At 70.7% G+C, this 18,454-nt stretch carries 24 protein-coding genes; 9 read left to right on the top strand and 15 right to left on the bottom strand.

Annotated features, from left to right (window positions below):
* Positions 1 to 18: 18 nt before the first annotated feature.
* The 5 genes from OH804_RS34285 to OH804_RS34265 form a co-directional block, all read right to left on the bottom strand.
* Positions 19 to 771 (bottom strand): lysophospholipid acyltransferase family protein, encoded by a 753-nt coding sequence (locus OH804_RS34285; RefSeq protein WP_406061804.1) that lies wholly within the window; start codon positions 769 to 771, stop codon positions 19 to 21.
* Positions 772 to 866: 95 nt separating this feature from the next.
* The gene (locus OH804_RS34280; protein WP_406061802.1) at positions 867 to 2,927 is read right to left on the bottom strand and encodes a glycogen debranching N-terminal domain-containing protein; all 2,061 of its coding nucleotides are present in this window, start codon (positions 2,925 to 2,927) and stop codon (positions 867 to 869) included.
* Positions 2,927 to 3,298 carry an SCP2 sterol-binding domain-containing protein gene (locus tag OH804_RS34275; RefSeq protein WP_196919408.1) on the bottom strand — a complete coding sequence of 124 codons (372 nt, stop codon included), beginning with the start codon at positions 3,296 to 3,298 and terminating at the stop codon, positions 2,927 to 2,929. Before OH804_RS34275 ends, OH804_RS34280 begins: the two co-directional genes overlap by 1 nt.
* Positions 3,299 to 3,512: 214 nt before the next feature.
* Complete coding sequence (locus OH804_RS34270; protein WP_091405600.1) at positions 3,513 to 3,929, bottom strand: CBS domain-containing protein; 417 nt, start codon at positions 3,927 to 3,929, stop codon at positions 3,513 to 3,515.
* Positions 3,930 to 4,002: 73 nt separating this feature from the next.
* On the bottom strand, positions 4,003 to 4,686 hold the full coding sequence (locus tag OH804_RS34265; RefSeq protein ID WP_196919409.1) for a TMEM175 family protein: 684 nt from the start codon (positions 4,684 to 4,686) through the stop codon (positions 4,003 to 4,005).
* Between the two features lie 113 nt (positions 4,687 to 4,799).
* Here OH804_RS34265 and OH804_RS34260 point away from each other — a divergent pair, with 113 nt between their 5' ends.
* The gene (locus OH804_RS34260) at positions 4,800 to 5,381 is read left to right on the top strand and encodes a nucleotidyltransferase family protein (protein ID WP_406061799.1); all 582 of its coding nucleotides are present in this window, start codon (positions 4,800 to 4,802) and stop codon (positions 5,379 to 5,381) included.
* Between the two features lie 16 nt (positions 5,382 to 5,397).
* Here the strand turns inward: OH804_RS34260 and OH804_RS34255 are convergent, their stop codons facing one another.
* The 4 genes from OH804_RS34255 to OH804_RS34240 form a co-directional block, all read right to left on the bottom strand.
* Complete coding sequence (locus OH804_RS34255; protein ID WP_196924608.1) at positions 5,398 to 5,838, bottom strand: PPOX class F420-dependent oxidoreductase; 441 nt, start codon at positions 5,836 to 5,838, stop codon at positions 5,398 to 5,400.
* A 167-nt stretch (positions 5,839 to 6,005) separates the two neighbouring features.
* Complete coding sequence (locus OH804_RS34250; RefSeq protein WP_406061797.1) at positions 6,006 to 7,031, bottom strand: aspartate-semialdehyde dehydrogenase; 1,026 nt, start codon at positions 7,029 to 7,031, stop codon at positions 6,006 to 6,008.
* A 163-nt stretch (positions 7,032 to 7,194) separates the two neighbouring features.
* The gene (locus OH804_RS34245) at positions 7,195 to 8,532 is read right to left on the bottom strand and encodes a pitrilysin family protein (protein ID WP_196919412.1); all 1,338 of its coding nucleotides are present in this window, start codon (positions 8,530 to 8,532) and stop codon (positions 7,195 to 7,197) included.
* The gene (locus tag OH804_RS34240; protein ID WP_406061794.1) at positions 8,529 to 9,818 is read right to left on the bottom strand and encodes a M16 family metallopeptidase; all 1,290 of its coding nucleotides are present in this window, start codon (positions 9,816 to 9,818) and stop codon (positions 8,529 to 8,531) included. Before OH804_RS34240 ends, OH804_RS34245 begins: the two co-directional genes overlap by 4 nt.
* Before the next feature lie 103 nt (positions 9,819 to 9,921).
* Here OH804_RS34240 and OH804_RS34235 point away from each other — a divergent pair, with 103 nt between their 5' ends.
* Positions 9,922 to 10,671, top strand: a complete 750-nt coding sequence (locus tag OH804_RS34235; RefSeq protein ID WP_406061792.1) for a phosphodiesterase — start codon at positions 9,922 to 9,924, stop codon at positions 10,669 to 10,671.
* On the opposite strand, the gene OH804_RS34230 is transcribed toward OH804_RS34235, so the two are convergent.
* Positions 10,638 to 10,856, bottom strand: coding sequence for a hypothetical protein (locus OH804_RS34230; protein ID WP_196919415.1), 219 nt, complete (start codon positions 10,854 to 10,856; stop codon positions 10,638 to 10,640). The genes OH804_RS34235 and OH804_RS34230 overlap by 34 nt on opposite strands.
* 272 nt (positions 10,857 to 11,128) lie before the next feature.
* On the opposite strand from OH804_RS34230, the gene OH804_RS34225 reads away from it, so the two are divergent.
* The 5 genes from OH804_RS34225 to OH804_RS34205 all read left to right on the top strand — a co-directional run bounded on the left by OH804_RS34225 (position 11,129) and on the right by OH804_RS34205 (position 14,665).
* Positions 11,129 to 12,223 carry a 3-deoxy-7-phosphoheptulonate synthase gene (locus tag OH804_RS34225; protein ID WP_406061790.1) on the top strand — a complete coding sequence of 365 codons (1,095 nt, stop codon included), beginning with the start codon at positions 11,129 to 11,131 and terminating at the stop codon, positions 12,221 to 12,223.
* Between the two features lie 290 nt (positions 12,224 to 12,513).
* Entirely contained in the window at positions 12,514 to 13,365 is an 852-nt protein-coding gene (locus OH804_RS34220; protein ID WP_406066773.1) for a helix-turn-helix domain-containing protein, read from the top strand.
* 112 nt (positions 13,366 to 13,477) lie between these two features.
* The gene (locus OH804_RS34215) at positions 13,478 to 14,149 is read left to right on the top strand and encodes an SDR family NAD(P)-dependent oxidoreductase (RefSeq protein WP_406061788.1); all 672 of its coding nucleotides are present in this window, start codon (positions 13,478 to 13,480) and stop codon (positions 14,147 to 14,149) included.
* A 64-nt stretch (positions 14,150 to 14,213) separates the two neighbouring features.
* On the top strand, positions 14,214 to 14,447 hold the full coding sequence (locus OH804_RS34210; RefSeq protein WP_231392940.1) for a hypothetical protein: 234 nt from the start codon (positions 14,214 to 14,216) through the stop codon (positions 14,445 to 14,447).
* Between the two features lie 23 nt (positions 14,448 to 14,470).
* Positions 14,471 to 14,665, top strand: a complete 195-nt coding sequence (locus tag OH804_RS34205; RefSeq protein WP_196919419.1) for a hypothetical protein — start codon at positions 14,471 to 14,473, stop codon at positions 14,663 to 14,665.
* 57 nt (positions 14,666 to 14,722) lie between these two features.
* Here the strand turns inward: OH804_RS34205 and OH804_RS34200 are convergent, their stop codons facing one another.
* Genes OH804_RS34200 through OH804_RS34190 form a run of 3 tightly spaced genes read right to left on the bottom strand, consistent with a single transcriptional unit; the run spans position 14,723 to position 15,992 of the window.
* Positions 14,723 to 15,265 (bottom strand): DUF1360 domain-containing protein, encoded by a 543-nt coding sequence (locus OH804_RS34200; RefSeq protein WP_406061786.1) that lies wholly within the window; start codon positions 15,263 to 15,265, stop codon positions 14,723 to 14,725.
* Positions 15,266 to 15,318: 53 nt separating this feature from the next.
* A complete protein-coding gene (locus tag OH804_RS34195; protein WP_196919421.1) occupies positions 15,319 to 15,651 on the bottom strand; it encodes an SRPBCC family protein in 333 nt (110 codons plus the stop codon).
* Positions 15,651 to 15,992: a DUF6158 family protein gene (locus tag OH804_RS34190; protein WP_372433025.1), complete on the bottom strand. Its 342-nt coding sequence runs from the start codon at positions 15,990 to 15,992 to the stop codon at positions 15,651 to 15,653. Before OH804_RS34190 ends, OH804_RS34195 begins: the two co-directional genes overlap by 1 nt.
* 131 nt (positions 15,993 to 16,123) lie before the next feature.
* Here OH804_RS34190 and OH804_RS34185 point away from each other — a divergent pair, with 131 nt between their 5' ends.
* A complete protein-coding gene (locus OH804_RS34185; RefSeq protein WP_196919423.1) occupies positions 16,124 to 16,546 on the top strand; it encodes a hypothetical protein in 423 nt (140 codons plus the stop codon).
* Between the two features lie 25 nt (positions 16,547 to 16,571).
* Positions 16,572 to 16,904 carry a DUF3817 domain-containing protein gene (locus OH804_RS34180; RefSeq protein ID WP_196919424.1) on the top strand — a complete coding sequence of 111 codons (333 nt, stop codon included), beginning with the start codon at positions 16,572 to 16,574 and terminating at the stop codon, positions 16,902 to 16,904.
* 86 nt (positions 16,905 to 16,990) lie between these two features.
* Here the strand turns inward: OH804_RS34180 and OH804_RS34175 are convergent, their stop codons facing one another.
* Both OH804_RS34175 and OH804_RS34170 read right to left on the bottom strand, forming a co-directional pair.
* Positions 16,991 to 17,485: a DUF3592 domain-containing protein gene (locus OH804_RS34175; RefSeq protein WP_196919425.1), complete on the bottom strand. Its 495-nt coding sequence runs from the start codon at positions 17,483 to 17,485 to the stop codon at positions 16,991 to 16,993.
* Positions 17,486 to 17,595: 110 nt separating this feature from the next.
* Positions 17,596 to 18,117 carry a DUF6232 family protein gene (locus tag OH804_RS34170; RefSeq protein ID WP_196919426.1) on the bottom strand — a complete coding sequence of 174 codons (522 nt, stop codon included), beginning with the start codon at positions 18,115 to 18,117 and terminating at the stop codon, positions 17,596 to 17,598.
* Positions 18,118 to 18,454 lie beyond the last annotated feature (337 nt).

Raw genomic sequence — 18,454 nt, 5'->3', positions numbered from 1 at the left:
ATCTGGCCAACCAAGGCGTCAGGCGCTGGGGGCGCGCTGCTCGGCGGCGGCGTCCAGGGCGGCGGCCTCCTCCGGGGTGGGCGCGCTGCCGCCCAGGTGCGCGGGCTGCCACCAGGTGTCGTCCGGGCCGGCCGGGGTGTCCGGATAATCCCGCTGCGCGCGGTCGACGAGGGCGCTGAGCCGGGCGGTCAGCTCGGCGGCCAGCACGTTCGGGTCCGGGAAGTCAGCCGGGTTGATCGGCTCGCCGATCAGGATGGTGATCGGCGTGTGCCGGCGGGTCAGCGTGCGCGGGCGGCCCTTGGTCCAGAGGCGCTGGGTGCCCCACAACGCGACCGGCAGCACCGGCACCTTCGCCGAACGGGCCATCCGGACCGTGCCGCTCTTGAGCTCCTTGACGGTGAACGACCTGCTGATCGTCGCCTCGGGGAAGACGCCGACGACCTCGCCCTGCTTGAGCGCGCCCACGGCGGCGCGGAACGAGGCCGCTCCGGCCTGCCGGTCCACCGGAATGTGCCGCATCCCGCGCATCAGCGGGCCGGAGATCTTGTGCGTGAAGACCGAATCCTTCGCCATGAAGCGAACCAGCCGACCCGACGCGTTGGCGCCCAGACCGGCGAAGATGAAGTCGAGGTAGCTGACGTGGTTGCTGGCCAGCACCGCCCCGCCCGTGCGGGGTACGTGGTGGGCGCCCTCGATGGTGATCTTCAGGTCGAGGACCCGGAACAGCGTCTTGGCGGCGGCGATAACGGGCGGGTACACGAGCTCCGGCATTCGCAGAATCTACCCTGACCGGCTGGGGATCGGCTGGGTGGCGAACCGGCGGCGACGCGGGCGGCGCGCCACCGCCGGTTCGGCGGTCGGATCGGTCAGTCGGCGAGCTTGTCCAGATCCAGCCGACCCCTGGCGAACGCGTCCACCCGACCCCACCGACCGGGGATGTCCAGCACCTCGATGCGACCCATCCCCACCGGAAGCCGTGGCTCGACCGCCAGGTGACCCTCGTGCGGCTCCAGGCCGAGCATGGTGCGCAGCAGCAACAGCGGCGTACCCGTCGACCAGGCCTGCGGGCTGCACGCCGTCGGGTACTCCACCGGGAACTTGGTCAGCTCCCGTGGGTAGCCGCCGAACGCCTCCGGCAACCGCCCGTCGAAGTACGTGGCCGCGTCCAGGATGCCGTTGGCGATGGTCGCGGCCTCCTCGGCGAAGCCGTAGCGGCGCAGACCCCAGGCGATGAACGAGTTGTCGAACGGCCAGATCGTGCCGTTGTGATAGCCGATGGGGTTGTACCGCGTCTCCCCCTCGGCCAGCGTGCGCACCCCCCAGCCGGAGAAGAGCCGCGGCCCGACCAGGTGCGCGGCGAGCTTCTCCGCCCGCTCGGGTTCGACGATCCCGCTCCACAACAGGTGGCCGATGTTGGAGCTGAGGATGTCGCACTGGCGGCCGTCCGGGTCGAGGGCCAGGGCGAAGTACTCGCCCTCCTCCACCCACCAGTCCCGGTTGAACCGCTCCTTCAGGTCCGCCGCCTCCCGCTCCAACTGGTCGGCGAACTCCGGGTCACCCCAGAACTCGCGCGCCAACCGGGCCGCGCGGACCTTCGCGTCGTACGCGTACCCCTGCACCTCGCAGGTGGCCCGTGGGAACGGCGGCAGCGTGCCGTCGGAGTAGGAGATCGAGTCCCAGGAGTCCTTCCAGCACTGGTTCTCCAGGCCGGTGTCGGTGTTGCGTCGCTCGTACCAGATGTAGCCGTTTCCGACCAGGTCGGCGTAGTTGTCGATCCACCTCAGTGCCGCCCGGGACTCCTGCTCCAGCTCCTTGACCAGCGCGACGTCCCCGCTCCACCGCTCGTACTCGTCGAGCAGCACGATGAACAGCGGTGTCGCGTCCACCGAGCCGTAGTACGGCGAGTGTGGCTGCTCCTCGAAGGCCGCCGTCTCGCCGTAGCGCATCTCGTGCAGGATGCGCCCCGGGTCCTCGTCCCGGAAGTCGTCGAACCGGCTGCCCTGGAGGGACGCCAGGACGCGCAGCGTCGTCTTCGACAACTGTGGGGTGAACGGCAGTGTCTGCAGGCAGGTGAGGATGCTGTCCCGACCGAACATGGTCATGAACCAGGGCAGACCGGCGGCCGGCAGGGTGGCGCCGCCCAGCGACAGCGGCGAGAAGCGCAGCGCCGCCAGATCGATCAGGCTGCGCCGGTACGTGCTGGCCACCCGGCCGTGCTCACTGTTGACCTTGGGTGCGTCGGCGATCCACCGCTCCAGGTCGTGCTGGAGGGCGAGCCGCTCGGTGCCGTGCGTCCGCAGCCCGAAACGCAGGTCCCGGCCGCCTGGCCCGACCGCGTGGGTCTGGACGTCGATCGAGGCATCCCACTGCTCGTTGGGCTCCAGGTGCACCGTGTACGCGAAACCCTTGCTGTCGTACCGGGCCGACATCGACGACGAGATCACCGTCTCCCGCCGGAAGTTGCCCCGCCGGTACCCGAGCCGCAGCCGGTCCGACTCCACCTCGGTGTAGATCTCGCCCTTCTTGTTCAGGATCTCGTCCTTGACCTGGAACAGGTCGGCGAAGTCCGACGCCGCGTCCATCCGGACTTCCAGGTCCACCGGCTTCTCGTCGTGGTTGAGGATGGTCAGCTGCTCGCGGAAGCTGCCGCCCACGGTTCGCTCCCGGATGATCGACAGCTTCGCGTCCACGTAGTGCGTGGCCATCCCTGGAACCAGGAAGAACCGCGACTCGAAGTACTGGAGGTCGTCGAAGGAGAGCGAGTTGAGCCGCTCACCGTTGACGGTCAGCACCCAGGTCGACAGGAACCGGGTGTCGAGGGAGAAGAGCCCGGTGGGCTCGCTCGGCGTCGCCTCGATGTCACCGGTGTCCTCGCAGACCACGAAGGTGTTGCCGTCCAGGATCCGGATCGTGTTGCTCTGCCCCATCAGTGCACCTCCCCGGCGAAACGCCGGCGCGGCCCTCGGGCGTCCGGGGAACCCGGGAAGATCCGCTCCACCTGCACGACGAGCCGAGCGTCGCCCGTCACCGTCATGTCCCCACGCAGCAGCGCGGCCAGGCCGTGCTCGCGCCCCGAGGCGATGTCGTCGAAGAGGATTGGGCTCGCGCCGATCACCGTGTCGGCCTCCCGGTCCTCCTGACTGACGTTCAGCCGGCCGTGATCGATCCTCAGCAGCCAGTGCCGGGTCTGCGCCCCCTCGTGCAGGTCGATCCGCAGTGTCCCAGAGGTCTTGGCCAGCAGCGGTTCGTACCCCCGCCGGTCCAGGTCCTCGAAGAACCTCGTGGTCGCGTCCACCATCGGGTCCACTCCTCCCAGTTGCCGGGCCGGGGATCCCACCCACCGCGCTCGCGTCGCGCGGACGGCCGGCGTTGCACGTCCCCGCACGGGTCCCCGCCGCTCCCCCGGTCAACCTCGCCCAGATCGGGTGAACGGTCGACGGTGCCGCCGAGCCGGGACGCCACAGCGCCGGCCCTCCCGGACGGGAGGGCCGGCGCGCGCCGCGGCGGACGGGTCAGTTGTTCGGGTCGTCGGCGCTGATGTCAGCCAGAACCGACTGCGGTTCGCGCTCGACCGCGAGGTCACCCATCGACACCAGGCCTATCAGGCGCCCGTCGTCGATCACCGGAAGTCGGCGTACGGCGTACGTCCGCATCAGGTCCGCGGCGGCCACGGCATCGTCGTACTGACTCACCGTGATCACGTCGCGAGTGGTGATCTGGCTCAACCGGGTCGAGCCCGGGTCCATGTTCTCGGCGACACCTCGGACCGTGATGTCCCGATCCGTGACGATGCCGACGACACTGTCGCCGTCGGTCACCACCACATCGCCTATTGCGCTGTCACGCATCTCCTGCGCGGCTGCGATGAGCGTGTCGTTGCCGTCCATCGTCACCAACCGGGTCGTCATGAACTCTCCGACCGTTGTCATGGTGCTCCCCTCTCGGTGTCGGCACGGCCCGTCTACCCGCCGCGCGGGAGGGGGTAACGCCGACGGCCCCGGCCTATCCGCGCGGGTGTCGCAGGCGTCGAAGTTCGTAGAGGCCACTGCTGGTCAGGCTGTAGAACGCCGGCAGCAGCAGGAAGATCACCAGCGCGAACAGCGGGCTGGTGAGGAATCCGACCAGGATCGCCAGCGCGTACCCCAGGAGGCCGATCGCGGCCCGGGCCCGTTCGGTCGGGAAGAACCGACGCGGCACCGTCTGGTCCAGCAGGTCGTGATGCCGGGCGAGGTAGTGGTACAGCCACAGCCAGCTCACCGAGACCAGCACGCCGACCAGACCGTAGAGGACCACGCCGGTTCGCTGGTCCGCCTGGTCGCCCTCCCGCATGGCCTGCGAGACGAACGAGGTGGCGAAAGGCAGCAGCGCTGTGCTGAACAGCACTGCGAGGTTGTACCACTGGAGGGCCTTTCCGCTGTTCACGACGCGGTTGAAGGTGGCCCGGTGGTTCAGCCAGTTCACCGCCACCCAGAGATACGACGTGACATAGGCGAGGTACGCGGGCCACTGCTCGACCAGCGCGTGCAGCATCTGACCGCGGCCGACCCGGGGAGGCTGGAGGTCGAGCACCAGCAGCGTGATGATGATGGCGAAGACCCCGTCGCTGAACGACAACAGCCGGGAGGTTTCCCTCCGCAGGGGCGGGCCCCCGGGAAGGGCCTCGTTGCTGCTCGTGCCGGCGCCCATCGCCCACCCCCTCCCCGACGTCCCGCGACGGCGAATCAGTGCGGTATACCCGTCGAAGGGCGGCACACCCGCCTACGGGCGGCGCGCGTCGGTCCGCTGCCTACGGTGGGCGGATGATGACGGGCGAGGAGAAACTGCGGGACCTGGTCGCCGGCAGCGCCTGGTTGACCCGGGCGCTGACAGTGGTGCGGGACTCCGGGCTGCCGGACGCCTGGATCGGCGCCGGGGCGCTGCGTGACCTGGTCTGGGGCGAGCGGTACGGCGACGGGTTCGACCCGGCGCGGGTCCGCGATGTGGACGTGGTCTTCTTCGACCCGGCGAGGCTGACCCGAGCCGACGACGACAGGGCCACCGCCCGGCTGGCGGGGATGTGGCCGCAGCCGCCGTGGCAGGCGCGCAACCAGGCGGCGGTGCACACCTGGTACGCGGCCAAGTTCGGCGGCGACCCGATCGAGCCGTACCGCAGCGTGGCCGAGGCGATCGCCACCTGGCCGGAGTACGCGACAGCGGTGGCCGTCCGCGTGGACCCGGCCGGCCGGCTGGAGGTCTGCGCACCGTACGGTCTGACGGATCTGCTGGGTGGGGTGTGGCGGCACAACCCGGCCCGGGTGGACGTGGCCCGGTCCCGGCAGCGGTTGGCCCGGCACCGGCCGGCGGAGCGTTGGCCCGGCGTGACAGTGATCGAGCCCGGCTGAGCGACCAGCTTCGGTGTCAGCCTCGGGGCGGTATGCCGTAGAGCCGCTCGACGTGCAGGCGTAGCACGATGCGTCCCTCGTCGACCATGGCCTGGCGGTACTCGTCCCAGTCGGGGTGTTCGCCGCTCAACCCCCGGTAGAGCGCCACCAACTCCTCGACCGTGTCGTCGCCGAGCTGGGTGGCCGGCGGGCTCAGTTCGGCACGACCCTCGACCACCGCGTACGCCCAGCCGTCCTCGCTGCTGACGTGGAAGCTGGCACGCGGGTCGCGGCGCAGGTTGGCGGTCTTGGCGCGGCCGTCGGTGACCGAGACCCGGATCAGGCCCGCGGCCCGGTCGAAGGAGTAGAGCACCGTGGACAGCTGCGGACGCCCGTCCCGCTTGATGGTGGCGAGCACGCCCATCGAGCGGCCGGCCACCAGATCGGTCAACGCCTGCTGGGTGCGGTCATCCGGCATGGTGTCCTCCAGGTTGGACGATCGTCTCCGACCCATCCAAGCACGACCTGCCGGCCGTCGCGGGCGAGCGCCCGGAACGGCAGCGCTACCACCCGGAACGGCACCGAGCCCCCGCCGACGGACGGCGAGGGCTCGCTGAGTGCTCGGTGTGTCGGCGACAGTGCCGGTCAGCGGCGCTCTGCGGCGACCAGCTCGGCGAGTTGCACAGCGTTCAGCGCGGCGCCCTTGCGCAGGTTGTCGTTGGAGCAGAACAGGGCCAGCCCGTACTCCACTGTCTCGTCGGCGCGGATCCGACCCACGTAGGTCGGGTCCTGGCCGGCGGCCTGCAACGGCGTCGGGACGTCGGTCAGTGCCACCCCGGGCGCGTCGGCCAGCAGTTCGTGGGCTCGCTGCGGGGTGAGCGGCCGGGCGAACCGGGCGTTGATCTGGAGCGAGTGCCCGGTGAAGACCGGCACCCGGACGCAGGTGCCGGAGACCAACAGGTCGGGGATCTCCAGGATCTTGCGGCTCTCGTTGCGGAGCTTCTGCTCCTCGTCGGTCTCGAACGAGCCGTCGTCGACGATCGAACCGGCCAGCGGGAGGACGTTGAAGGCGATCGGCTGGGTGAACGAGCGCGGCGCGGGGAACTCCACGGCCGACCCGTCGAAGGCCAGCCCGGCGGCGTGCTCGGCCACCTTGCGGACCTGCTCGTCCAGCTCGGCGACGCCGGCCAGCCCGGCGCCGGAGACCGCCTGGTACGTGGAGACGACCAGGCCCACCAGGCCAGCCTCGGCGTGCAGCGGACGCAGCACCGGCATCGCGGCCATCGTGGTGCAGTTGGGGTTGGCGATGATGCCCTTCGGGCGGTCCAGGGCGGCGTGCGGGTTGACCTCGGCGACCACCAGCGGCACCTGCGGGTCCATCCGGAACGCCGACGAGTTGTCGATCACCACGGCACCGGCCTCGGCGACCCGTGGCGCCAACTCCCGGGCCGTGCCCTTACCGGCCGAGAAGAGCACGATGTCCAGCTCGGAATAGTCAGCGGTCGCCGCGTCCTCGACTGTCACCTCACCGTCGCGCCACGCCAGCGTACGCCCGGCGGACCGCGCCGAGGCGAACAACCGCACCTGCTCCGCCGGGAACTCCCGCTCCGCCAGCACCTGCCGCATCACGCCACCGACCTGGCCGGTGGCCCCCACAATGCCGATCCTCATGCCCGCGAGGCTACCGACCCCACCCCCGAAACCGGGACCCCTTTCCCACCCCCCGGGTCCCACCTCACACCCCGCCCTACAGCTGTCGATCAAGAAGTTCGCGTCAGAAACCGTGCTCCGGATGACGCAAACCTCTTGATCAACGGCGTTCGTCCGGGGCGGGTCAGGGGAGGAGATCTCCCAGGGCGGTGGCCTCCAGGTCGGCGCGGATCACCGCGGCGTCGCCCTCGACGACCAGGGTGAGGGCTTCCGGGTGCAGGTGGGTGGCTGCCGCCGCGGAGACCTGGTCCACGTCGGCGGAGAGCAGCGACTCGCGCAGCCGCGCGTGGTAGTCGTCCGGCAGGTCGTGCACCACCAGGGTGGTCAGCGCGGAGGCGATCGCCCGCGGGCTCTGCAACTCGACCGACAGCTGCCCGGCCCGCCAGGAACGGGCCACCTCCAGCTCGTCCTCGGTCACCCCGGTGGCCTGGGTACGGGTGATCTCGCCCACCGCCTCGACCAGGGCGGGCGCGGTGACCGCCGTCTGTACGCCGGAGCTGACCGCGAACCGACCGAACCGCCGCGACGCGGCGAAGTCACCCCGGATGCCGTAGGTGTAGCCGTGCACCTCGCGCAGCAGGTGGTTGAGTCGGGACGTGAACGCCCCGCCGAGCACCGTGCCGGCGAGCGTCATCGGCACGTAGTCGGGGTGCGCCCGGTGCGGTGACGGGTGGCCCAACCGCAGCGTGGACTGCACCGAGCCGGGCCGGTCCACCAGGATGATCCGTCGACCGCCGTGCAGCGGCACCTCGATGGGGCCGCCCCGCTCGGCGGGGCCACCACCAGTGCCGGCGAACGCCGCGGCGGCCAGCGCGTCCAGGTCGATCCGGTCCAGGTCACCGGCGACGATCAGGGTGCCGGGGCGCAGGAACCACTCGGAGTGGAAGACCGTCACGTCCTCCACGTCCAACCCGGCGACCGACTCCGGGTCGCCGTGCATCGGGCGCCCCCAGCGGTTCTGCGCGCCGAACAGGTCGGCACGCAGCGCCGCGTCGGCACGTGGGCCCGGGTTGGCCCAGTCCATCCGAAGTGCGGTCGCCTCGTCGTCGCGGACCCGGCGTACGTCGGCGGGGTCGAGCCTGGGCGTCCGGACCGCCTCCGCGAGCAGCTCCACTGCCGCGCTCAGCCGGTCCACCGGGAGCACCACGCTGGCCTGGAACGAGTCCCAGTCCAGACCGGTCGACAACGCGGTGCCGAGCCCTTCGACGGCGAGCGCGTACGCGGCGGCGTCCCGCTGCGCGGTCCCCTCCTCCAACGCCTTGGCCAGCACACCGGACAGGCCCTCCTTGCCGACCGGCTCCTGGCCCGCGCCCACGTCGAGCAGTAGCAGGGCCACGGCGAGGTTCTGCCCCGGCAGGTGCGCGGCGACGACCTGACCACCGGCCACGGCGCGGCGGACCACCGGCGGGAACCGGTACGGGCGGGCCGCACCCGGGCCGGGACGGTCGGCGATCAGCGTCATGAGGTCTCCTCGGGCAGGTAGGTCAGGGTCACCCGGTCGGTGGCGAGCACATCGGCGGCGGCCTCGGCGACCTGCTCGGCGGTGACCGCGAGCAGGGCCGGCAACTGGTCGGCGATGCGGGCCGGGTCACCGAACTGGGTGGCGTACCGGCCGAGCAGGTCCGCGCGGCCGTCGACGGTGGACAGCTGGCGCCACCATCCGGTGCTGAGCAACGCCTTGGCCCGATCCAGCTCGGCGGCGGTGACCGGCACGGTGGCCAGCTCGTCGACGACCTCGGCCAGCCCTTCGGCCAGCCGCTCGGCGCTCACGCCGGGGCGGGCGGTGGCGGTGGCGATCAGCGGTGCCGGGGCGTGCGCGAGATCCACCCCGTACGCCCCGACCAGGTCCGGCTGCGCGATCCTCTCGCCGTCGGCGAGGCGCTGGTAGAGCCGGCTGCCCCGGCCGCTGCCGAGGACGGTGGCGAGCACGGTGATCACGTTGTACCCCGGGCTGCCGAACGGGTAGCTGCGGTGGGCGATGTACACCCGCGGCGCGGGCACGTCGGCGCTCACCGACTCGACGGCCGTCTGCCCGGTGGCGGGGACATCGCGGCCGTCCGGTGCCGGCGGGATGTCGTCGCGGGTGGGTAGCGCGCCGAAGTACTTGTCGGCGAGCGCGAACACGTCGGAGGCGGTGGCGTCGCCGACCACTGTCAGCACCGCGTTGTTAGGCGCGTAGTAGGTCTGGTGGAACGCCTGGAAGGTGGCGAGGTCGGCGGCGTTCAGGTCGGCCATCGAGCCGATCGTCGCATGGTGGTAGGGGTGCCCCGGCGGGTAGAGCAGCGGCAGCAACCGCAACCAGGCGTCGCCGTACGGCACGTTCTCGTAGCGCTGCCGGCGCTCGTTCTTGACCACGTCCCGCTGGTTGTCCAGGGTCTCCTGGGTGAGGGCGGGGACCAGGCCGCCCATCCGGTCGGCCTCCAACCAGAGCGCCAACTCCAGGTGCTCGGCCGGGACCGTCTCGAAGTAGTTGGTCCGGTCCGGGTTGGTGGTGGCGTTGAGCGAGCCGCCGGAGCCCTGGATGAGCTTCATGTGCTCGGTCTTCGCCACGTTCACCGAGCCCTCGAACATCAGGTGCTCGAAGAGGTGGGCGAAGCCGGTCTGCCCGGCCGGCTCGTGCCGGGAGCCGACGTCGTACCAGAGGTTGACGGCCACGGCGGGGGCGGTGCGATCCTCACTCACCACCACGCGCAGGCCGTTGTCCAGTCGGGACGTCTGAATGGGCCAGGGGTAACCGCTGTCGGGCATGCCCCGACGCTATCCGATCTCGGGGGCGGAAAGGTGACGTGCGGTCGGTCGGCGAGCCGACCCGGGCGGGCATCGGGGCCGCCGCTCGGGGTACCGGGGAGGAATGACCGTCACCCCGTCTCCGTCCCGGTCCGCCGGCCGGGCCGCCACCGCCGTCGAACGCGCCAGCACCGCACTCGGCCGGCTGCGCCGTGGCCGGTTGCTGCATCCGGCCGGTCGCTCGTTCGTCGGCGAGACGGTGATCTGGGGTACGCCGGGACCTCCCACCGGGATCGGTCTGCTCGACCACCCCGGCCGGTACCGAACCACCGTCCGGCTCTCCAAGGGAACGCCCACACCCGGCAGTTGGCCCGACGTCCTGGGCCTCGCGCTGCGCCTGCACAGCGACCACGGCCGGCCGTTCGACCTGCTGGTCAGCTCCAGCGGCGCAGCCCCGGTGCTGCGGAACCTGCCGCTGCCCCGACGCCGCTTCACCGGCACGTACAGCACGATCACGTGCTACCGCGCGGGTCGGCGCCGCCTCTGGCTGGCGGCGTTGGCCGACCCCGACTCGGCCGACCTCGGTCGCAGCCTGGCCACGGCGGCCGCCGCGACCCGGACCGACACCCCGCGTCTGGTGCTCGCGGTCGCGTCGGCGGTGGGGCCGTGGCGACTGGTCGGGCAGGTCAGCTTCGGTGTCCAGCTCGGCGCCGAGGAGGACGCGTCGCTCGCCTTCGACCCGGTGCGCAACCTGCCACCCGAACTGCGGGTGGCAGGTCCGCTGGCCTGGCTGCGCGACCAGACCTACCGGGGGTCGCGCCGGGCGCGCGGGGCGACCGCTCAGTCCGGCGGTTCGACAGCGACCACTGTCTGATCCGAGGTACGACGTTCCAGCACCGTGTCCGGGGCGGCGTTCTGGTCCGCCTCGCGGATGTCCGAGTCGGCGAGGATGGCCTCAGCCTGCGCCTCCGGGTCGTCGCTGCCCACCGCCTTCTCCTCGGGCAGGAGGTGGTGCGCGCGGGACTCCACCCGCTCCTGATCGCTCTGCTCGTCTGTCATGGCACCCTGTTACCCCGACCGCATCCCCGGCACGCGATCTTCGCCCCGCATCTTGGGACGACAGGGCGGGTGACCGCGTCCGGTCGGGTACGCTGGTCCGGTGACGCGTTCCTATCGATGGTTTAGGCAGCCGGCTCGCACGCCGGTGACTTCACCATGAACTGACGTCACCACGGACCGAGCCGGCTGGGCAGGAGCTGTCGTTCCTGCCCTTTTGCGTACGAGCAGCCGGCTCGTCCCGGGCACCGGCCCCGGGCACGGTCGGCGGAAGGATGCCCACCGTGACGACCCCGGAGACCGATCGGGTCAGCGATCAGCGGATCGACCGTGTCGTGCCGCTGACCACGCCCGCCCTGCTGCACCACGAGTTACCCCTGGACGCCCCGCTGGCGTCGGCCGTACTGACCGGCCGCCGCGCGGTCGGTCGCGTGCTGGACCGCGAGGACGACCGCCTGCTGGTGGTGGTCGGCCCCTGCTCGGTGCATGACCCGGCCGCCGCCCTCGACTACGCGCAGCGTCTGCGGAAGGCTGCCGACCGGCACGCCGACGATCTGCTGATCGTCATGCGGGTCTACTTCGAGAAGCCACGCTCCACGGTCGGCTGGAAGGGCCTGATCAACGACCCGGGGCTGGACGGCAGCGGAGACGTCAACACCGGTCTACGGCTGGCTCGGGCGCTGCTGCTCGACGTGCTCCGCCTCGGTCTGCCGGTGGGTTGCGAGTTCCTCGACCCGATCACCCCGCAGTACATCGCGGACACGGTGGCCTGGGGCGCGATCGGCGCCCGCACCGTGGAGAGTCAGGTCCATCGCCAGCTCGCCTCCGGCCTGTCCATGCCGATCGGCATGAAGAACCGCCCGGACGGCAGCATCGGCACTGCGGTGGACGCGATCCGCGCCGCCGGGGTGCCGCACGTCTTCCCTGGCATCGACTTCTCCGGCACCCCGGCGATCATGCACACGCGGGGCAACACCGACGGGCACCTGGTGCTGCGCGGCGGGGGCGGCCGGCCCAACTACGACGCCGAGTCGGTCGCCGGTGCGCTCGACCTGCTCCGCGCGGCCGACCTGCCGGAGCGGCTGGTGATCGACGCCAGTCACGCCAACAGCGGCAAGGACCACCGCAACCAGCCGCTGGTCGCCGCGGACGTGGCCGCCCAACTGGCCGCCGGCCAGCGGGGCATCACCGGCGTGATGCTGGAGTCGTTCCTGCTGCCCGGCCGGCAGGAGCTCGACCCGACCCGGGAGCTGGAGTACGGCCGGTCGGTCACCGACGCCTGCCTCGGCTGGGACGACACCGCCGAGGTGCTCGACCACCTCGCCTCGGCGGTGCGGGCCCGCCGGGCCACAGTGCCGACGACGGTGTGACAGTCGACACCACGCCGCACGGAACACGAGCGGGGGTCGACTCGTTGACAGGGGTGTCGGTGTGTCCAGTGTCCCCGGGCCTCACCTAAATAGCCTTCGCGGAATACCGTCCGGCTGGAGCCGCGTAGTGCCACTCGCCGAGAGGCGACCTGCACACCGACACCAGCGCCGCCCCCGACTCACGAGGTCGGGGGCGGCGCTGTCTGTAGGCGGCAACCGGCGGGAGCCGGGGGTGCGACAGGACCCCTGCTATCCGTCCTGCCCGGTCATACGATCGATTTGTGGGTGAGATGTCGAACGAGCTTGGCGCTTTTCTGAGTGCTCGCCGGGCGCTGGTGACACCGCAGCAGGCCGGCATCCCGCACGGTGGCGTGCGACGCGTGCCGGGCCTGCGGCGCGAGGAGGTCGCCATGCTCGCCGGCCTGAGCGCGGACTACTACCTGCGCTTGGAACGGGGTCGTGACCGTAACCCGTCCGTGCAGGTGCTCGAGTCCATCGCACGCGTCCTGCAGCTCGACGAGGAGCACCTGGCCTATCTGCTGATGCTGGTCGCGGATTCCGCCCGAAAGCGCAGACGTCGACCTCGCAGGGAAACCGTTCCGCCGGGTGCGCTCAAGCTCCTGGGCTCCCTCGTTCAGCCCGCCTTCATCGAGGGCCGGTACTTCGACATCCTGGCCTCGAACAGGCTCGCCCAGGCGCTCTCGCCAGGCCTTGTCAAAGGGGGCAACCAGCTCAGGGACCTGTTCCTGAACCCCGCCGAGCAGGCGCTGCATCCGGAATGGGAAAACATCACGGAGTGCTTCGTGGCGAACCTGCGACAGGCAGTGGGCACCGACATCGACGACCCCCGGTTCATCGAACTCACCGGAGAGCTCTCCTTGGCGAGTGCCCGGTTCCGCCAGCTCTGGGCACGCCACGAGGTACGCGGACAGCAGGGTACGCCGATCCGGTTCGATCACCCGCAGGTCGGGGAGCTGACCCTCAATCGTGAACGGCTGAGCATCGGCGGAGCGGACGGCCTGATGCTCGTCGTCTATCACGCCGACACCGGGTCCAGTGACGCCGAGAAGTTGAGTCTCCTTGCCTCCGCCGACCTACCCGCCAGCCGCGAGCCACGAGCGGTCCAGCCCGCCCGGACCTGAAACGCGCCGCTGACAGTTCCGGCGATCAGAGGGGGTCCTGTCAGACCCCGGTCTGAAGAGGGCTCCGGGTACGCCGACCTGCCGTGGTTAGCGTCGGGACATGACCATCACATTGATCACCGGAGCCAACAAGGGCATTGGCTTCGAGACCGCCAGACAGCTTCTGGCGTTGGGGCACGAGGTCTACATCGGCGCGCGGGATGTCGAGCGGGGTGAGAAAGCCGCGGTCGCGCTCGGGTCGCGGTTCGTCCAGCTCGACGTGACCGACGACGCCTCTGTGCGCAGCGCGTTGGCGACGATCGACTCGGCCGAGGGCCGCCTCGACGTCCTGGTGCACAACGCGGGCATTCTGGAGACCGACCTCGACGGGCCTGCGGCCCTGCGCTCCTTCGACACGAACGCGGTAGGGATCGTGCGTGTCACGGAGGCGGCGCTGCCCCTGCTCCGCAGGTCGTCCAATCCCACAGTCGTCACCGTTTCGAGCAGCGCCGGATCGTTCTGGGCGGTGACCAATCCCGAGCGGCCGGAGTTCGGTTTGCCGCTCGCGCTGTATTCGGCGTCCAAGTCCGCAGCCACCATGCTGACCGTGCAGTACGCGAAGTCCCAGCCGGGCATCAGGTTCAACGCCCTCGAACCGGGCCCCACCGCCACCGACATGACCGCCGCCTTCAACATCGGGCGGCCGGTGGAGGAGAGCGCCCGCCAGGTCGTGCGCCTGGCGACCCTGGGCCCGAGCGGACCAACGGGGACCTTCCAGGACGAGGCAGGGGAACTGCCCTGGTGAGCAGGCGGCATCGTCGGTACGTGGGCCGACAGGCGTGACGTTTGACCGATTCCGCCCCGGGTAGCTGATCGACGTGACCGACGACGCATCCGTGGCCGGCGAGCCAGACACCCAGGCCCTCGACGACCTGCTCGACGACATCTTCCGGGCGCAGGAGCGGGTCACCCAGGCGGAGATCTATCGCCGGGCGGTGGCCGCCGAGCTACCGCCGGACCTGCTCGCCCGCATCGACGCGCTTCCCGAGGGTGAGTACGCGGTGGACGAGGCCAGTGACCTGCTGGGCGGTTCCATCGCGTGAATGACCGTAGGAGGGACACCGACATGACGCACCACGAGAACCACGACGAGAAGGTGCCGGCGCTGGGTCAGCCGCCGAAGGGCAGGGACACCACGCCCGAGCCGGACTTCGCCAACGAGCACGACCGTACGGCGGTGGATCGGGACATCATCACCGGGGCGGACGAGGACGAACGGGAGCCGGAGTCGCCGCACGGTTGGTCCGGCATGCAGCGCTGAGGGGTACGAGAAAAGGGGGGCCGGCGTCTGCCGGCCCCCCTTTTCGTGTCCTGCTCGTCAGTCTTCGTCGTGGTGCCCGCCCTCGGCGGCCTGCTGCGCCGTCGCGTACGCCATCTGGAGGAAGTCGGACGCGGCGACCGCTGTCAGCGCGGTGGCCACGAGGCGGGTGAGCCTGGGTGCGAGCACCAGGCCCCCGGTCAGCCCGGTGGCCACCCAGACCGCCAGACAGAACGGGCAGCTCAGCAACTCGCCGATGGCGTGCCGGGTCGGGCTGCCCGAGTCGCGGACCTGCTCCATCACCTCACCGCTGCCGATCGGGCGGTCGTAGCGGGTGAACGGGGCCCGCAGCGGGCTCGTCACCGCGTCCTTGGACAGCAACCGGCTCAGCTTGTGGGTGGCAATGGAGAGCAGCACCACGTCGGACGGGGCGGGACGCTCCGGCACCGGCCGACCGGTCGCCTTGACCAGGCCGGCGAGAGCCCCGGTCACCCCCGCGTAGGCGCCCATTGCCACCAGGTAGCCGCCGAGCGGCCGGTGCTCGTGCGGCGCGTACGCCCGGCGTAGCCGGGCCGCCTTCTGTCGCAGGCCAGTGTCGCTCACCCGATCTCCTCACATGTCGTGGTGGTGCGGGACCGGTGTCCCGCGAGGCCGGCTCAGCCAGCCTGGAGGTTGTCGGCGACCTCGCGTACCAGGTTGGTGAGCGCCTCGTCGGCCAGCTGGTCCGGACCGGGTCCGTCCGACCCGTCGGCCAGGTCGAGCTGGATCCGGGCGCCGCCCGAATCCGCCGGCTCGACCCGGATCTCCGCGGACCAGTCGTCGGCGTCGCCCCAGCGGGCGCGTAACTCCTCACCACTGATCTCCGCGGCGGGGCTGCCGTCGCCACGCAGCGGCTCGGGCAGCCAGGCCGAGGCCCGGTCGGGGTCGGTGGCGGTGTTGAAGACCACCTCGGGTGGCGCGGACATGCCGCGCACGGCGCGCGCCGGCATCAGGCGTCCCGCAGGCGGCTGGGATCGACCTCGCGGCCCGGGTGGCGAGCCAGGTACTCGGTCTCCAGCTCCGCGGTGCGCCGCAGGTGGTTGGCGAGTGCGGAGTCCGCCGCGTGCCGCAGGGTGTCCAGGCGGGTGCGGTGCAGGCTGTGCATCTCGCGGATCAGGTCCTCGTCGGTCAGCTCCGTCGGGTCGATGCCGAGCAGATCGCCGTCGAGACCGGGAGCGCCGGCCGGGTCGGCGAGCTGGTCGCCACCCCACTCGGGCACCCGCTGCTCCGGGCTCATTTCCGCGTCGCCGCTGGACGCAAAGCCGTCTTCTCGTACCGATCCGGTCATGATCGCCCCCCTTGATCTCGTTTGGGCTGGCGTCTAGACGATTGCCCAGGCGTCGTGATGCCAAACCACACCGGCGAGGCCACAACTACGACACGGTGTCGGAGAGCGGCAGCGGCCCCGGTACCCTCGATGCCATGAGGCGGCTCTGGACCCCGGCGTGGATCGCGCGCCACGTGGCCATGGTCGTGCTGGTCGTGGGCTTCCTCGGGCTGGGCTGGTGGCAGATCAGCCGGGCCACCGCCGGCAACAGCCTGAGCTGGGGGTACGCGGTCGAGTGGCCGATCTTCGCCGGCTTCGTGGTCTACGTGTGGTGGCGTGAGGTGAAGCTGGCCCGTCGCAGGGCGGAGGAGGCCGACGCGCCGCCTGCGGATCCGGCCGTCGAGCCGGCGCCGGCGGTCACCACCGGGTCCCGACCGGCGGTACGCCGACCGGTGCGGGTGTCCCGGGTGCCGGCCACCGGCGATGTCGTCGAGGACACCGACCTGGCCGCCTACAACCACTACCTGTCATGGTTGAACGCCAATCCGGGCGCCCGGCCCGGTGACTATCCCGGCTGAGCCGGGCTCGGAAGGACGGACGACGGTGGGCGCTGCCCTTACCCGGTACCGCGTGATCGCCTGGATCGTGGGCGTGGTGCTGATCCTGCTGGTCGTGATCGGCATGCCGCTGAAGTACGCGTTCGACAACCCGGTCGTCGTGGAGACGATCGGGCCGGCGCACGGCTTCCTCTACATGATCTACCTGGTGGCCGCGTTCGACCTGAGCCGCCGAGCCGACTGGCCGCTGAAGCGGATGCTGTTGGTGATGCTGGCCGGCACCGTGCCGTTCGTCTCGTTCTACGCCGAGCGCCGGGTCAGCGCCTGGGTGGCCGCACCGCAGGCGGAACGGGCTCCGGAGCCCGTGCTCCCACGGTGACGTGAGCGGGCGTGAAGATTGGTTGCGCCGACCTTCACGCCCTGCGGCGGGCGATTAGCCATCCGGTCAGCGTCACCCCTGGACCACTAGGTCAGCTTTTTCCTGTCGGCCCTCGCCAAGAGGAGTATCAGGACACCAAAGATGGTGGCGACTGCGCCGATCGGAACGAGGGACCAGGACATCAGGGGGAACAGCGACCCATCGGTACGATCGTTCTCCGCCACAAAATGCTCCGGGTCACTCGGATCCACCCAGATGGTCAACGCCTGGGGCGGCGGGCTGCTGCAGACCGCGAGTTTGGCGCAGGGGATCCAGTCGTGATGCTGCTCCCCCTCGTACATGTAGTAGACCTCGATCCGGTCGATGCCGCTGCCTCGGGCGTTGCCTCCCTCTCGGTCGGTGAGGGTGGCCGGAACCTGCACGCCCTCGACGCGCAGCCGATCCGCCTCGGAGGAGTCCCACCACCGATAGCCGAGCGAGCCGCCAAGCAGCCCCAGGCCGACCAGGAGCGGAAGCACCGCCGTGCGGAGCAACTTCCGCTGATTCTCAGTTGCATCGGCCAACGACACGCGAGAAACCATCCCTACCTCTTCGTCACGGCATTCACTCGTGCTGGCACGGCTCAGTGGGCGGCGAAACCACGCGCGGCGGCGTCAGCGGCGCGCTCAACATACTGAGCCGATCAGTCGAATCAGCGGTTGGGTCGCCACGGGTCCGCCGAGGCGAGCGGGTCGACCCAACCGCCGTAGCGGTTGACCTCCCGGGCCCTCAGCAGGGCCCGGGTGACCTGGCCGAACTGCCGTTCGTCGTCGGCGCTGAACAGCAGCACCTCCGATCCTCGGTACCACCCCCACAACTCGTGAGGCGGTGGGCGCCAGCGATCGCCCACCAGGGCGAGAGCGGCCGGGAGCAGGAACACCGCGCCGAGGATCAGGTACGCCTCGGCGGTGAGGCGTTGCAGTCCGCCGGTGAAGCCGAGGAGCACTCCCACCCCGCCGAGCATGCTGGCGGTGATGACGACGGCCCGGACGGCGATCCGGTCGTGCGGACCCCGGGTGGTACGCAGATGGGTCAGGTCGGCGACCCGGTAACTGGTCCGACCGACGGTGAACCGGTCGACGGTCACGATGATGCCGGGCCGCGCGTACAGCAGGGTCGACCGGGCGCCCGGCACCGATCGCGGCGGTCGCGTCTTTGCGCCTTCACGATTCACGGTTCCTCCCGCAGGGGACGGTTGGGCCGAGTGGGTCCGCCGGTGACCGCATCGCCACCTGTCGACGGGATTCCCGGCTCCGGACTTCATTGTGTTGCGGCACCGCCAGTCGACCTGGGCATTTACCGGCTCCCGACAGCTCACCACGGCTGGGTGACATCGCCGAGAAACAGCATCCATTTCAGGTTTTATCGGTTATGGAGGCCAGGATTCCGGCGGCATACGCCGGGAACGACGAAGGTCGTATATCCGTCATTAGTTCGCCAAAAGGACGATGTTTCCCTCGCTCCCAGGCGTCATCAGCCACGATGACGCCACCCAGCCCAGGGGCACGACC

It is taken from the genome of Micromonospora sp. NBC_00860 (assembly GCF_045207375.1).
GTDB lineage: Bacteria > Actinomycetota > Actinomycetes > Mycobacteriales > Micromonosporaceae > Micromonospora > Micromonospora vinacea.
The sequence above is the reverse complement of the archived record's forward strand: the minus strand, read 5'-3'. Positions and strand labels throughout refer to the sequence as shown.